This window comes from Thermoactinospora rubra (assembly GCF_002093975.1).
In the GTDB taxonomy this organism is placed as follows: Bacteria; Actinomycetota; Actinomycetes; order Streptosporangiales; family Streptosporangiaceae; genus Nonomuraea; species Nonomuraea rubra_A.
Genome location: NZ_MSZZ01000071.1, coordinates 1 through 14,745 on the forward strand (window position 1 = coordinate 1; position 14,745 = coordinate 14,745).

Annotated in this window: 9 protein-coding genes; 1 reads left to right on the forward strand and 8 read right to left on the reverse strand. The window is 70.1% G+C overall.

Annotated elements, in window-relative coordinates; genetic code table 11:
* The coding region (locus tag BSB02_RS35945) for a phosphoketolase family protein (protein ID WP_476756189.1) at window positions 1-432 on the reverse strand (432 nt) is incomplete at its 3' end.
* Between the two features lie 198 nt (window positions 433-630).
* Between BSB02_RS35945 and BSB02_RS40905 the strand changes: the two genes are divergently transcribed.
* The gene (locus BSB02_RS40905; protein ID WP_158088839.1) at window positions 631-771 is read left to right on the forward strand and encodes a hypothetical protein; all 141 of its coding nucleotides are present in this window, start codon (window positions 631-633) and stop codon (window positions 769-771) included.
* A gap of 33 nt (window positions 772-804) precedes the next feature.
* Here the strand turns inward: BSB02_RS40905 and BSB02_RS35955 are convergent, their stop codons facing one another.
* From BSB02_RS35955 to BSB02_RS35985, 7 genes are all read right to left on the reverse strand, one after another.
* Window positions 805-1,533, reverse strand: a complete 729-nt coding sequence (locus BSB02_RS35955) for a DUF6544 family protein (protein WP_084965472.1) — start codon at window positions 1,531-1,533, stop codon at window positions 805-807.
* The gene (locus tag BSB02_RS35960) at window positions 1,530-2,405 is read right to left on the reverse strand and encodes a universal stress protein (protein ID WP_084965473.1); all 876 of its coding nucleotides are present in this window, start codon (window positions 2,403-2,405) and stop codon (window positions 1,530-1,532) included. The genes BSB02_RS35955 and BSB02_RS35960 overlap by 4 nt, the downstream gene beginning before the upstream one ends.
* Window positions 2,402-4,921: a cation-translocating P-type ATPase gene (locus tag BSB02_RS35965; RefSeq protein WP_084965474.1), complete on the reverse strand. Its 2,520-nt coding sequence runs from the start codon at window positions 4,919-4,921 to the stop codon at window positions 2,402-2,404. The genes BSB02_RS35960 and BSB02_RS35965 overlap by 4 nt, the downstream gene beginning before the upstream one ends.
* A 303-nt stretch (window positions 4,922-5,224) precedes the next feature.
* Window positions 5,225-8,239, reverse strand: coding sequence for a pPIWI_RE module domain-containing protein (locus BSB02_RS35970; RefSeq protein WP_084965475.1), 3,015 nt, complete (start codon window positions 8,237-8,239; stop codon window positions 5,225-5,227).
* A gap of 8 nt (window positions 8,240-8,247) precedes the next feature.
* On the reverse strand, window positions 8,248-11,838 hold the full coding sequence (locus tag BSB02_RS35975) for a pPIWI_RE_Z domain-containing protein (RefSeq protein ID WP_084965476.1): 3,591 nt from the start codon (window positions 11,836-11,838) through the stop codon (window positions 8,248-8,250).
* Window positions 11,831-12,985 carry a pPIWI_RE_Y domain-containing protein gene (locus tag BSB02_RS35980; RefSeq protein WP_206185077.1) on the reverse strand — a complete coding sequence of 385 codons (1,155 nt, stop codon included), beginning with the start codon at window positions 12,983-12,985 and terminating at the stop codon, window positions 11,831-11,833. The genes BSB02_RS35975 and BSB02_RS35980 overlap by 8 nt, the downstream gene beginning before the upstream one ends.
* The gene (locus BSB02_RS35985; protein WP_084965477.1) at window positions 12,982-14,622 is read right to left on the reverse strand and encodes a PD-(D/E)XK nuclease family protein; all 1,641 of its coding nucleotides are present in this window, start codon (window positions 14,620-14,622) and stop codon (window positions 12,982-12,984) included. The genes BSB02_RS35980 and BSB02_RS35985 overlap by 4 nt, the downstream gene beginning before the upstream one ends.
* Window positions 14,623-14,745: the final 123 nt, after the last annotated feature.

Genomic DNA, 14,745 nt, shown 5'->3' on the forward strand with positions numbered 1-14,745 from the left:
CAGCTCGCCGCCCTCGTGGATGGAGCCGGGCGTCTCGGGGGCCACGTGGCTGGGCACGCCGCCGGGGAAGGAGAACTGGCGGAACAGCCGCCGCATGCCCACCGCATCCTGGGAGATGTCCGGATATTTCTCGCTATAGGTGCCCTCCAGCCAGGCGTGCGCCACGGCCGCCGGGCCGCCGTGCCCGGGCCCGGCGATGTAGATCATGTCCTGGTCGCGCTCGGCGATGACCCGGTTGAGGTGGGCGAAGCAGAAGGTCAGCCCCGGCGTGGTGCCCCAGTGGCCCAGCAGCCGCGGCTTGATGTGCTCGGGCCGCAGCGGCTCGGCGAGCAGGGGATTGTCCAGCAGGTAGATCTGCCCGATGGAGAGGTAGTTGGCGGCGCGCCAGTAGGCGTCGATCCTGTCCATGCCGTCCATACGTGTCGGTTCCATGCTCGTCAGCCTCTCCTGGGCCTGGCCCATCGGGTAGAGACCTTGGTCCCTACCCCGCCAGGGCGAAGACCGTCCGTGCGGCGCCCTGTCCGAACGGAGGACAAAGGTCCCGAGCGGCAGAGTCCAACGACTGTGTCAGCCGATGTGCCCCGCGTCCAGACTGGGTTCCACATGTTGCCCAGGACGGGGAGGCAGGAGATGTCCCGTCAGATCGCCATCGGTTACCAGGCGCCGTTCACCTCCGACCTGGAGGCGAGAGTGCGAGTGCTGGAGGCCAGGCTCGCACACCTGACAGAGCTGGTCGAAGCCATGACCCGGGCTGTCGAGCAGAAGCCGTAGCACGTCCTGTGCTCGGCACGCAGCGCTGCGGAATCAGCGGTAGATCGCCTGGTCGACGTGGAACCAGATGAACTCATCCCCCGACCAGGAACAGCGGGCCTCGACCGGGATCGTGAACCCGTCGTAGGTGCCCTCTTCCGTGAAGGTCGCGCGGAAGTCCTCATCGTGCCCGTCGTGCCATCGCCGCAGGCTCACCGACTCCAGCACACCCTCCGGCCCGACCTCAAGGGTCACGTCATGCTCGGCCACCCGGGCGCCCACCTGCCGGTCGTCCACGGCCTTCCACACGATGGCCGGGTCCAGGGCGACCGCCGGAACCAGCACGAACTCGGCCGCCAGCCGCCCCGCCGCGCTCCTGGCCACATCGTCGTCCCGTGCCGACAGCACCGGCACCAGGTCCAGCACCCGCCAGCGCATCTCCCCCACACCCCGGCGGTAGCGGTCGAACCCGTGCACCGGCAGCGGCCCGAACCAGGCGCGGGCCGCCCACACATACCCCGCCGGGGGCGCGAGCACCTGGTGCGCGCGGAAGGAGCGCCACGCCGAGCCGATCCGGATCGCGCCGTGGCTGTCCAGCACGACGGCCCGCCGCAACGGCGTACCGGGGCGGATGGCGTGCCGGAGCCAGCGCCGCGCGGGCTCAGGCAGGTGACCGAGGTTGCCGGGATCGAACGGCGCCGGGTCGCGGGTCTGGACCTGGAGGTCATGCCAGTCGCTCCGGGCCTCCTCGGTGAGGTGCGCAGGCGGGATGACGACGCTCATGCCGCGCTTCCGATCGCGGCCGCCATGGGCCGTACCACCGCGACCGGGCAGCGCGAGCCGTGCAGCACGCCGCGGCTGACCGATCCCAGCAGGGCCGAGCTCAGCGGTCCGCGCCCGCGGGAGCCGACCACGACCAGGTCGGCCGCGGCCGAGGCCCGGCAGATCGCCTCCACCGCGCCACCCGGCACGATCTGCTCGATCACCCGCACCCGCGGATGCCGGTCCCGCCAGCGCTGCAGCACCAGCACCGCGCGGTGCCGCGCCGCCTCGAACAGCTCATCGAAGATCGGATCGGCGCCGAGGACGAACGGCGAGATCGCCGGCGGCTGCCAGGCGTGCACCGCCCGCAGCCGCGCGCCGCGCCGGTCAGCCTCGGCGAACGCGAACCGCAACGCCGCCGCCGAACACTCGTCGAACCCCACCGCGATCTCGCCCCGCTCCCGGACCGGCAGGTCGTGGACGACCACCACCGGGCATGGGGCATGCCCGGCCAGCGCCGCGCTCACCGAGCCGATCCGCCCCCGGGAGAACCGCCCATAACCCCTGCTCCCGAGCACCAGCGCCACCGCGTCCTCAGCTTCGGCGCGCAGCACCTCGGCGACGACGCCCTTGCGGAGCACGGTGTCCACGGGCAGGAATGGCTGCCGCCTGCGGGCCAGTGCCTCGGCCTCGCGCAGCACCGAGGCACTGTAGTCCTCCAGCGACTCGTAGACGGCGACCGCCTGGCGCAGCGGGATGTCGTAGGCGTAGACGCCGGCCACGTGCACGATCCGCAGCGCCAGATCCCTGCGCACCGCCTCGTCGGCCGCCCACCGCACCGCGTTACTCGCGGCGGGCGAGCCGTCCACGCCGACGGTGATGTGTCCGTTCATCCTCGCGCTCCCTTCCCCTCCATGGAATCCCGGGAGGCGGCATGATCACCGCGGTCGAACGGCCCCGATGCACGGGACCAACGGCCCAACACGTCACACAGCGGCGGCGTGACCAGCACGGCGGCCCCTGCCATGGCCCAGCCCAGCGGCGGGAGCGGTGCCAACGCCAGCAGCACCCCCAGCGGCGGCACCAGCGTCATCACGGCCTGCAGCGCCGCCGTTGCGAGCACCGCGATCATGACCGCCCGCCCGTGCCACCAGCCGTGCTCGAAGGTCCAGCGCCGGGCGCGGGCCACGTAGGCAAGGGTGAGCCGGGCGAACACCAGCGTCAGCACCGCCTGGGTGCGCACCTGCTCCTCACTCCAGCTCAGCCGCCGGGCGACCTCCACGGCGGCGAACACCAGCGCGCCGACGATGAGCGCGCGGACCGCGATCACGCCCAGGACCCGGCCCGACAGCAGCCCGTCCCGGCGCGGTGCGCCGCTCAGCGGGTCCCCGGCGGGCCGGTCCACGCCCAGCGCGATGGCCGGGATGCCGTCCAGCACCAGGTTGATCCACAGCAGCTGCACCGGCAGCAGCGGGATGACCAGGTCCGGCCAGGCGAACAGGCCCACCAGCACCAGGAAGATCTCCGCCAGGTTACCGGTCAGCAGGTAGCCGATCATGGAGGCGACGTTGTGGTGCAACCTGCGTCCCTCCCGCACGCCGGTGACGATGGTGCCCAGCTCGCCGTTGGTGACCACCACAGCGGCCGCCTCGCGCGCCACGTCGGTGCCCTCGTCCCCGGCCATGGCCACCCCGACGTCGGCCTGCCGCAGCGCGGGAGCGTCGTTGACGCCGTCGCCGGTCATCGCGACCACCTCACCGGCCTCGCGCAGCGAGCGGACCAGCTCCAGCTTGGTGGCCGGGTCGACGCGGGCCAGCACGCCGGCCTGCCGCAGCCGCTCGCCGCGGTCCGGCCCGTCCAGCCCGTCCAGCCCGTCCAGCCCGTCGCCGGTGACCACCGGATCGGGGTGGATGCCCACGTCCTCAGCGACCGCGCGGGCGGTGTCGGCGTGGTCGCCGGTCACCATGATCACGCGGATGCCGGCGCGGCGGCAGGCGGCTACCGCCTTGCGCGCCGAGGGCCGGATCTCGTCGCTCAACCCCACCAGGCCGACCGGCTGGAGTCCGTCGGCGTCCAGGTCGTCGGTGGGCTTCTCGGCGACCGCCAGCACGCGCAGCCCGCTTCCGGCCAGCTCCGGTACGGCCCGCGCCAGCCGCAGCGTCTCCTCGGTCTGGACGCAGCGGGCCAGCACCACCTCCGGCGCGCCCTTGACCGTCAGCAGAGGCCCTGCCTCGGTCTGGGTGACGACGGCCATGGAGCGGGTCTCGGGGTCGAACGGCCGCGTGGCCAGCCGCGGCTCGCCGAGCCGTACGCCACGGCCTTCCGCGGCGGCGCGCAGGGCCACATCGACCGCGTCGCCGAGCCCGTCACGAGAGTCGTTGCAGCGCAGCACGGCCCGCCACAGGCCGGCCCCGTCCCCCGCGCCACCGGTCGCCCGGTGGTCGGTCACCGCCAGCCGCCCGGTGGTCAGCGTGCCGGTCTTATCGGAGGCGATGACCGTGGTCGCCCCCAACGCCTGAATGGCCGACAACCGGCGGACGATCACCCCGAGCTTGGCCATCCGCTGCGACCCCAGCGCCAGCGCGGTGGTCACCGCCGCCGCCATGCTCTCCGGGACGGCGGCGATCGCCAGCGCCACACCGGCCAGCGCCAGGTCCAGCAGCCCGATGCCGCCCCGCGTCAGGCCCAGCACCACCATGACCACGCCGGCGACGACGGCGAGGATGCCGATGCGCCGCGACACCTGGGCCAGCTCCACCTCCAGCGGGCCCTTCACCCGGCCGCCCAGCGAGGCGGCGATGCGGCCGATCTGGGTAGCCGCGCCGGTCCGCTCCACCAGCGCCACGCCGGAGCCGCGGACCACCAGCGTCCCGGCGAACAGTTGCCCGTCGCGGTCGCCCAGCGGCCCTTCCGCCTGCCCGTCCGGGCTCTTGCCCGCCGACCGCGACTCGCCGGTCAGCATCGCCTCGTCGGTGGCGAGCGAGTCGGCCTCCAGCACGCGGGCGTCGGCGGGCACCCGGTCCCCGGCGGCCACCTCGATGACATCCCCGGGCACCACCTCGGCGGCCGGAATCCGCCGGACCATGCCGTCGCGGCGGACCTTGGCCATCGGTGCGGTCAGGCTGCGCAGCGCCCGCACCGCCTGCTCGGCCTTGACCTCCTGGCTCACCCCGATGACCACGTTGACCAGCAGGATGGCCAGAATCGCGGCACCTTCGGGGATCTCGTGCAGCACGCCGAGGGTGACGCCGGCGGCGACCAGCAGCAGGATCGACAAGGGGTCGGCCAGGTGCCGCGCCACCCTGGCGGGCAGAGAGGGCGGCTTGGGCTGGGGCAGCTCGTTACGTCCGTGCTCGGCCAGCAGCCGCTCGGCCTCCCGCTCGCTCAGGCCATGGGTGATGACGTCCATGGCTCCACTAGATCATCGCCGGGTCATCGCCTTCTGGGGCCGAAGGGCCCTTCCTCGAAGGACCTTCGTCGCCCGCAGGGTCGACCTGAACCCGCTCACGGCCCACCGCGCTGGCGCGCATGAAAGCGCTGAGCCGGGTGCATTGTGGCCTTCAGGCGTCCGACCGGACATTTTGTCGCTGTCGACCGGCGTGAACCGGTCGCCCGGCACCACGATGTCAGCGGCGGATCGAACCAGGCCGTGCACACGGTTGCCCCGGAGGAGCGCGACGTGGAAGCCCAAGAGCTCACCCGGCTCGCCGGATCATGTGGAGGAGTCCGCCTCAGCGCAACCAGGGCCAGGCAGCGGCTCCTGGTCGTCGTCCGGGTCAGGTTCACTCTCCAAACCCGCCGCCGTCGCGGCATCCGGGTCCGCGTCCGCGGTCTCGTCGGTCTCCGCTGAAGGGGGGTCATTCGTATCTACCGAACTCTCATCGTTCTCGTCCGCGAGAGTAGGCAGAACGTACTCTTGCGCGAGGCCGGCCAGGTGCAGCGGCAAGGGCAGGCTGAGCGCCTCAGGGTAATCGGGCGGTTGGCGAAGCTGGTGTACGGCAAGCGCGAGGGACTCCGGATCGTCCCCTGTCCCGCCCGTCTGATGGCATCCCAGGATCGCGATCTCGACGAGACCCGGGTTCCACCCGGGCTTGTCGGTGTCGATGGTGAGTTCGCCCTTGCGGTTGCCGGCGCGCAACGGGCGAGGTGCAAGTTTGTCGGCCTCGACGGCAGAGCTCTTGAACTGCGCCGGTTTGGGAGTCGTGCTCCAGAAGACACGACCGGAACCACCTTCCTGGGACACCCACAGGTGGGATGGCAAGCCATTCGGTCCATCCCCTGGGTGGATGCCCCACCACTGGGCGGTTTCGCGGCCCTGCGCCGTCCGCACCCGCACGAGCCTGAGATCCGGATCCAGGCGGCGTGGCAGCGCGTGCCCATCCCGGATGCGGTCGGGCTCGATGTGGCCATCCTGCAGCCAGGTCCAGTGCGATCGGGCGTTCTGGGCGTGCGCGAGCAGCATCGTGGGGGTGCCGCGCAGGGTGGGGCGGATCTTCTGCAGCCATTCCTCAGTTTCGCGGCGCTGCTCTTCCCGGCTGCGGCGCCAGCTTCCTCGCCCGCCGGCGGACGGGGACTCAGGGGCCGGTCTGGTGACTTCCGCGAGGCGGGTCAGCCTCAGAAGCAGTGACGGGTACGGTATCCACGCGCCCGCTCCCTGGTCGGCTTCCGGGTCCCAGCCCTCGACCCGTGCAAGGCCGCTGCCGGGGTGCTGTGGGGTGACCTTGACGGCGACGGGAACATAGGTTGCCCATCGGTTCCGCGTGGTCCGGTTCTTCCTGACCAGCCATATCGCCACGTAGCGGAGCCCTTCCGGCAGGTGGTCGCTCAGCCCGGGTTCGGGGTGCACTCGCGCGCCGAGCTGGCGCAGACCGTCGTCCCAGGCCATCAACGCTCGGTGAGCCAGGTTCTTGAGCGAGTTGTACCGTCCCACCTTCTTGGGGACGGCCAGGAACTGGGTAACCAGGCCGGCTTCGGCGAAGCCGAGCCTGAGCGCGAACTTCGGATCGTGGTCGGCGGTTTGGAAGTCCGCACGCCGGTCCAGCTCCACCAAGGCCAGCCCCGGCGCTTGGTCTGCGACGTCGGCGGCCAGCCAGGAGGCCGCGGCGACTCGGCGCGCACGTACGGCATCCGTGATGGCGGCAGAGGTGTGTCTGACGCCCTCAGGAAGGGGTAGCCCCCCGGCAAGACCACCGGCCAGCTTGATGCAGCGCACCCGCACGGTGAGCTCGGCCGCCTGCCACTCCAGGACGACTGGAGCGCCGGGCCGGGCGTGCTCGTAGTCTGCCTCGGTGAACTCGCCGCCGTCACCCTTGAGACCGAGATGCCCGACGAGCGCGGCCACGGCCGCTCTGCGCAACTCCGCGGTCTGCCAGAGCAGCCGCACCTCCAGGACCGGCAGGCTCTCCAGATCGGGAGCGGGGCGCAAGCAGGAGACGGCGAACGCGACGCCGGCGCGGCGTTCCGCAGCCCGGCGGGCCTCTTCCTGCTCCTTGTCCTCCTTCTTCACCGTGGAGGGCGGAGCATTGAACGGCCGCGAATCGGCTCGCCGGCTGCGAACCAGAGGAGCCGCGCAGCGCATGCTGTCCGGCAGTGCCTGTGCGGCCCATTCTGCGAGCTCGGAACGCTGATGGGACATGAGGCCCGCCTTGACCTCGTGTGCCCCCATGGCGGTGCTGTAGACGATGCCCGCACGTAGCTCGCCCGCCACCCAGCTGGCCGGCGCCGAAAGGACCTCATCCGCGTCCGGGAACGGCTCGGACAGGGAGATGCCCTGAAGCATCTGGGCGGGTCCGCCTCGTACCCAGTCTGATGTCCACTCCTCTCTCTCCTTGTCCCATCGGCGTTCCAGGCGTGCGATCGCATACCGTTCGCTGTGCGGCGTGCCCGCCAGAAACGGCACTCGCGGCCGCAGCAGAACGCTTGTCCTGCGGCGATACGGCAGGTGAACCCTGCCGGTCCTCGCGTTGACTCGTGTCGCCCAGCGTCGAATGCCGGAGTGCAGATGGAAGCGGGGCAACGGGTCGAACGGAACGGTGTGCAGGGTGATGTTGAGAACCACCGAGTACCACCAGGTTTCGTCGCCCGCTTCGAAGGGGAGCGGCTGAGAGACCAGTTCCGCTCCCCTGTCACGTGGACCGCGCGAGACGGCGCGGAACTTGAGCACACCGGCGTCGTGCTTGTACGGGCCGAGCGCGAGGATGCGCCTGGCCAGCCAGTCGGTGCTGAGCGTGAACTGGTGCGGGAGCGGCGCGGCCGTACCACCGGACGTTGGGGGGCAACTGATCAGCTCCGCCTCAACCGGTTCCCAAGCGGGTGGGTTGGCGGCGATCTGTGCCCGGACTTCATGGAGCAGCGCCCGATATTCGGGCTCGGGGCGCAGATCGCCCAGCCATCTGTTCACCAGTGCGCCGAATACGGCCTGGGGCAGCGGATCGGGGACGTCCGCTGAGACGTAGAGCCAGTAAGCACGCCCGTCGTCGGCCCGGTGGAAGGGACGTGGCATGACCAGGATGTCGGGCGCGAAGGCCTGGAGAACCTGCTCGAAGCGATGGGTGGGCACGGTGCGGTACCGTTCGGCGTCCGCAGGCCGGTCCGCGTTGCAGAGGTCCAGGACGGCATCGCGCCAGTCCTCGGGAAAGGGCATCGCTCTGTAGCGGGCGACGTGGGAGACGTCCCTGCCGAGGGGAAGCCAGGACGCCGTGCGGATCCTCTCGTAGTTGACGGCCATGATGCTCCTCAGCGGTGATGTTCGATGGCGGACAGGGCGTTGTAGAAGGGGCGGTAGAGCATGCGAGCCACGGCCGGGTCCGCCGGGTCTGGGAAGTTCTCGGGGTTCGCGTCAGGGCCGAGATAAGACGCCAGGATGGAGCGAAGGGCTGCCAGGAGACCGTCCATCTCGGGTACCGGTCCGGTGTATCCCGGTGCGAGGGCCCGGGCCAGCCGCGGGGCGAAGCTGGCGTCGACGAAGACCACTCTGGCGGGCACGCCACCTCTGACCAGGCGGCCGATCACCTGCCACATGGTGACCAGCTGGTCCCAGGCGAAGGCCTTCTTCTCCCACTGTGACAGCCGCGAGTACACGTAGCGGCGCGACAGCAGGCGGCGCCACTCCTGCCTGGCCTCGTGCCGGAAGTCGAGTCCGGCGCGGTCGAGTCCAGAAGCCTCGGCCACCAGCTCGGCGAAGGTCGCGGGCCCCTCGCGGTGGTCTTGGCGCCCGCACCCGTGGACGAAGCGGCAGGCCCAGTCGTTCACCGCGAACACGGCCAGCGCCAGGTCGTCGGGACGAGGGTGTGGACGGGCGAGGAACAACGCGGTCCCGAAGGCGGCATTGCGCTGGGCGTTGAGGATGTTGTGCCCGCGTTCGACCGCCATCAGCGGGGCGACGAGCAGTTCGGCGTCCCAGTCCTCGGCGAACATGGCCAGGTCTCCGCGGCGGAGGAAGGCGGCTTGGTCGGCTTCCAGGGTGCCCACGCCGCGAACGGCGTGGTCGAGATCGGCGTCATCGGCGGCCAGCACCCGCACCCGGCCTTTCCAACGTTCCAAGCCGTGCAGCGTATTCGCGACGGTGGCGGCCTCCTTGTAGCTGCCGACCAGCAGGATGGCCCGGCGGCGGTTGTCGTCCTCCACCAGGGCCAGCTCCTGCTCCAGCGGGCTGGCGCTGCCCCCGCGCCCAGGGCTTCCCAGCCTGAGGGCGAGTGTTCGAGCGGCCGCGGGGCGGACTTTGGGGTCGACGCCGGACAGGCGAAGCGGCTGTTGCTCCTCGTCATAGAGAAAGCGGGTGGCGAACCGCGACCTCTCGACCGCCTCCATTGAGCGCTTGGACGGCTTCAGCACAGCCCCCACAGGCGCCAGTACGTGAGCCCGTGTCGATGCTCCCGCCCAGCTGGTCCCGGACATCAGCACCACGTGCGGGCCCAGCCGTCCGGCCCCGGGGTCGGCCCCCAGCTTGTGCAGGGAAAGCAGGAGCTCACGCCCGACTCCCGCGCAGCGAAAGAAGCGCAAGGTGCCGCTGTGGCGACCGTCTTCGTCACGTTCTCGCTCATCCGGCAGGTACTGGAAGCCGAGGACGTTGCCCATGGGCGACTCCGGGATGACCGGGGCATAGTCCAGGGGCGGCCGACGGGCGAGTTCGTTGCCGCTGGTATCCAGCCGTAGTGCCGCTTCCACCTGGGGCCACAGGAACGTCAGGCGGTCCAGCCTCTGGTGAAGCGCCGACAGCACCAGCATGAACTCCAGCTGCCGGCAGTTCCGATCGCGCCAGGCGGCGTCCCGTGCCGGGGCCGGCGTGCCTTCGATCAGGCGGTCCAGCAGGGTGCCGACCCGCGCACGGGTGCGGGTGGCGGACAGTGTGTGGAGAAGATCACGGGTGAGGTCGACCAGTTGGTCGGTGAGCGTGCCGTAGGGGCCGTTGCCGCCGAGTGGATCGTCGCGGAACGCGTCGAGAATGGCTGTGAGGCGTCCCCGCTGGACGTCGGTGGTCGGTGTGTCGGCAGGCTCGGGGCGGTCCTCCTCGTAAGCCTCATACAGCTGCCTTTCATCCTGCACGCTCTCCTCGGAACCAGGCTCTCGGTGCCGTTCGTCCAGCCAGTCGGCCAGGAGCTTCTCCTGGAGCGTCCATGGGCTGAAGTAGTCGATGTCCGCCCACTGCCGTAGCTCCTCATCGGAGATCAGCAGCCGATAGAGCCGGTCCGTCGCTGCGGAGACCACGGTCAACGCCGAGTTCCATCTGTCGATTTCATGATCGGTGAGTGGCAGCCGGCCCTTGCGGGACAGCTCCTCGATCTTGTGCGTGTGCAGCTGGTCCAGCCATGACTCGGGTCCTGGGGAGACAAGGGTCGCGGAGGGGGCGAAGATGCCGTCCAGCTGCATCTGTACGGCATCGGCCTCGTCGACGACGACGATGTCGCTGAGCAGGCAGGCGAGCTCGAGATGGCGCACCCGCTCATCGTTCAGGTGCCTGGGAACACGGCTCTGGACCAGGCTCGCCGGATTGGCGACCCAGATCTTCGTGGCCACGAGATTGCGAGCGGCTCGGTGCCGTGGGCATCGCGCCCAGATTGGACAGCCGTATGGGGAGCCGTGGAGTTCGCCGTCGTCCTGTCGAGGTTCTTCGGCGTGTTCCCCGGGCCGGTACGGCTCGGGAAGGACGGTCTCCGGCCCGATGTTTCCCCGCTCGCCGGATGCCTCCGGATACAGCCCTGTGCATGGCGCGTCGGCGTACCGCAACGGCTGGATGGCCTCGGTTCCCCGCAGGGCGTCGACGACGCAGGCCGTACTGAGGTCGTCGAAGCCCGCGGCGTCGTGGTCCAGGAGGTTGTCCAGGCCGCGTGCGGCGAGCCGCCGGTGCAACCGCTGCACGTGGACCTCGCGGGTCGTCGAGCCCAGCACAGGCACCGCGGGCAGCTCCAATGCATTCAGCAGCTCGCACAGCCGTAGCTGCTCGGCGACATCACCCACGACCAGCGTGGTCCGGAGTCCTCGGCGGGCCGCCCAGACCGCCACCAGCGTCATCAGGGTGCTCTTGCCGGCTCCCACCATGCCGGCCAGGTGCAGCAGTCCATCGAGGCGTAGTTCGTCGCTGTCGGTGAAGCCCCGTCCGTCGGCGTCGCGTGGAGCGATGTGGAGTTCGGCGAGCCGATCCTCCCAGTTCCCCGGCCGTTCCACCTCCGCCTTCCGCTCTTCCTCGTCCATCCAGCGTGCGGTGTCCTTCAGTGCGGAACGGGTGAGCGTGATCGGCTCACCGCCACCTGGTCTCCCGGCGGCCAGATCGTGGCCGGGCGGAGGGTCGAAGGTCAGCGTTGCCGGAATGGTGACGGAGCTGCGTCGACGGCGTTCCGTGAAGGAGCTGCGCCCAGGCGGGGCGAGCGGGAGCGGTTCGCGCTGGAAGTCGGGAAGCCGCGACAGCGCGTCGTCATAGACCGACTGGCGGTCGAAGGCGATGGTGGGGGTCAGCCGCCCGATCGGTCCTTGGCCGGTCGGAACGTCGTAAGCACGAAGCCTGTCCGGCACCAGCCGGTACATGTCCAGGGCTTCGTGCCACGAACGCCGCCGGCGCAGGGTCCACAGCAGGTGGCGTGCGGCGCTGAGCATCGCCTCATGTTCCTGGTTCCAGGCCAGCCCGGCCGCCTTGGCGAAGGGGTAACCGCCGAGCAGGGTGTAGGCACCTTCGGCAGGCTCGTCGGGAGCCATCCGTTCCAAGAGCCGGAGTGCGAGTTCGACCTGGCACACCTGTGCCGGTTTGACACCCGCCAACTCCGGCGGGAGTCCGCTCCAGACACGCTGAAGTTCACGGCTGACGGGCCGGTGCCAGCGTTCACGGTCACGCATGGGAGGCCTTCCTGGACGTGCGCAGCCGACGGCGGGCTTGACTGACGAGCTGGGTGTGGGTGAGCAGAGGGAGACCTCGGGCGTGCGGCGGGCGATTCCGCTCGTAGGTGGAGACGTAGCCTTGCCTGGCCGCGATGCGGTGATCGGGCACGACCCAGAAGGCCTCGTCGTAGGGGGGCTCGTGTGGCAGCTGATGGGCAGAACGTCCCAGGAACACCGGGTGTGCCCAGTCCTTCACGTCGATGGCCCAGCGCCACCCGTCGGGGAAGGTGACCAGCAGGTCGTAGGCGTCGTATCCGGGCCACATGCGCACCTGGAGTCCCAATGCCGACAGCTCGGCTTCCAAAGCGGCCTCGGCGCGCCCGGGTCCGGTGACGAACTGGCGGACAGGCCGCTCCAACTGGAACACCTCGCCCTCGTCGTCACGCAGCAGGCGACGACCCACCGGTGGTGGTCCCTGGCTGCGGCAACGATCGCGCTCACACCACCACTCACCGCCTCGCACGGGCGTGAGCAGGGTGAGACAGCGCGAGCAGGCGACGAATTCGCCGTGGCGCAGGTAGCTGTCCGGAACGGGGAGGTAGATACGCCGGATCAACTCGTGCACCGGAGCCAGGACCATGTCGTTCAGGACCTGGAAACTCTCCGCAGCGGTAAGGACGGGCCGGTTGACGAGCAACCCGCGAAAAGCCGTGTACGCTTCCGGCTCGCCGTACTCCCGGCACAGCCGCAACGCTGCCCGGATGATCTCCCGATCGCGGAAGACGAGCGCGGAGTCACCGACGCGCTCGGCCCACTCGTGGCACAGTTCCGTGGGACGTCCCGAATCGGGATCCAACAGCCTGTCGTCCGGACCGACGGCGTCGGCGGGCCAGTCAACGGGCCAGTCGATGAGTGGAAATTCCCTGCACCAGGCAAGGAGTTCGACGAGGCTCGCGGGGGGCAAGGCGCCTTTGAGCAGGCAGGCGAGAACGACACGGTCCAGGGCCCGTTGTGCCTCCGGGGGGTAGGGCAGGGTGAAGGAGCCGAGATCGGTCCTGGCCTCGAGGGCGAGCAAGGCGCCCGCCACGGTACGGATGAGCGGTATCCCGGCGTGAGCGGCCCAGTCCGTGGCCGGGGACGGGAGGTCTTCGGCTTCGACGGTCACCGGTGAGCCTCCATCGCATCGTCTCGACGTACCTGACACCATCGTTGGACCTCGCACTCGGAGCAGTGTTCGCCAGGTGTGGCGGCGTACTCTTCGTCGGCCGCCCAGCCGGCGGCAAGGTACGTGATGACGGTGCGTGCCTGGTCCACAGTGGTCTCGTCGAACGGGTCGATCTCCTCGCACGCCGATCCATCCTCCCGCAACAGCTCCAGCTCGATGCGCGAGTGGCGCGGGTCGCCGCCCAGGACCCCAGAGGCCATCATGAGTACGGCCAGCGCCAGCTGGGGATACGTGCGCAGCAGCGGTCGTCCTCCCCAGGAGCGGGTCTTGGCGGTCTTGGTCTCGCGCCACACCCATCCGCCGCGCTCGGTGTACAACAGATCGGGATCCGCGATGACGACCACGTCGGCTGTGGAATCGTAGGCAGCCAGGCGCCACTGGGAACGAACCGTCGCGTCAGGCGGCAATCCGTCCAAAGGGCAGTGGGCGCGATGCCGGCGGAGCATCGCCAGGGCAGGTGCCGCTTCCTCTCCCGCGAGCCCAGGGAGGCTCGCGGGAAGGGGGAGTTCCCGGCAGGGGATCCTCGGTTGCCGCCGATGGCGTTCGTTCAGCCAGGAGTCGACCGCCCGGCCCCTCCGAATCGCCTCGTTCTCGGCACGGCCGTCTCGGATGTTCAGCGTCCGGGTCAGGTGGAAACGCGCCGGACACGATTCATAGCAGCGAAGGTCGGAGGCCGAGAGGCTACGGCGCTTGCGCGGGCGGGCGGGTGCGGGGACACCGAGCAGCCCAGGCACCTCGCGGATGGCAGTGCAGGCAGAAAGACCTTCGCAGGCTAGGCAGTCCGAGCCGGGACGCAGAGTCCGGCCGTCGACGACTGCGGCGTATCTGGGCTTGGCCAGGCGGGCGAAGCGATCCGTGGCCTCATAGGCGTCCCAGTCCGCCAGAACCTCAACGCTGCCGTCGCCCAGGCCAACGGCCACGACTCGAACACGCTCGGGCCTGACCACATCGTGATCGAGCTGCTTATACCGTTGCCTGTAGGGGGCCCGTGCCGGAACACCTGTCGCCGTCACCGCCGCGGCGGCTGCGATCTCCACAGCCGATCGGTCCTTGTTGGCGGCTCCTATGGAGGGAATCCAGATCTCCCTGAGCCGCCCGTCGCCGGTGGCGTATCGACGCCCCCACACAGTTCGCTCGTACTGCGTGATGCCTCTGGCGTCGGGCTCGCGCAGCCGGTCGATGCTCACCCATTCCGCGGCCACCGGGAAGGTGGGCGCATGTCCGGAGGCGACCCTCGCAGCCTCTTCCTGGGCACGCGCGGCGAGGTAGACGGAAGTCGCCTCACGCGCCCACTCGGCATGCATGGGGTGGCAGTTTCGCGCATGCCGGGAATCGCGCTGTGCGGCCTCCAATGCCTGGCCGTGATGCTCGACGGCGTCGAGCATGCCCTGCACCGGCTTGAAGAAGAAGTCTTCCACGGGCTTCCGGCGAGGCCGTCTTTCGTCTCGCAGGAGCTGCCGTGCTCGCAAAGCCCGCCCGGAGGCGCAGGCGTCCTGCTCCTCCCGCAACAAGGGCAAACCTATCCTCACCACGTCGGCTGTCCCCGTGACGCCGTGCGGGACCGAGAGCTTGCTCATGGAGGATCTCCTGACCGTCGAACAGGTGGCTCCCCAAGAGAAGCGGATGGTGTGAACTAAGTCAAGCGATGGATGTATTCTGCTGCCCTAGATCCTTAAGTGTGTACACTGCGTCGTACATAG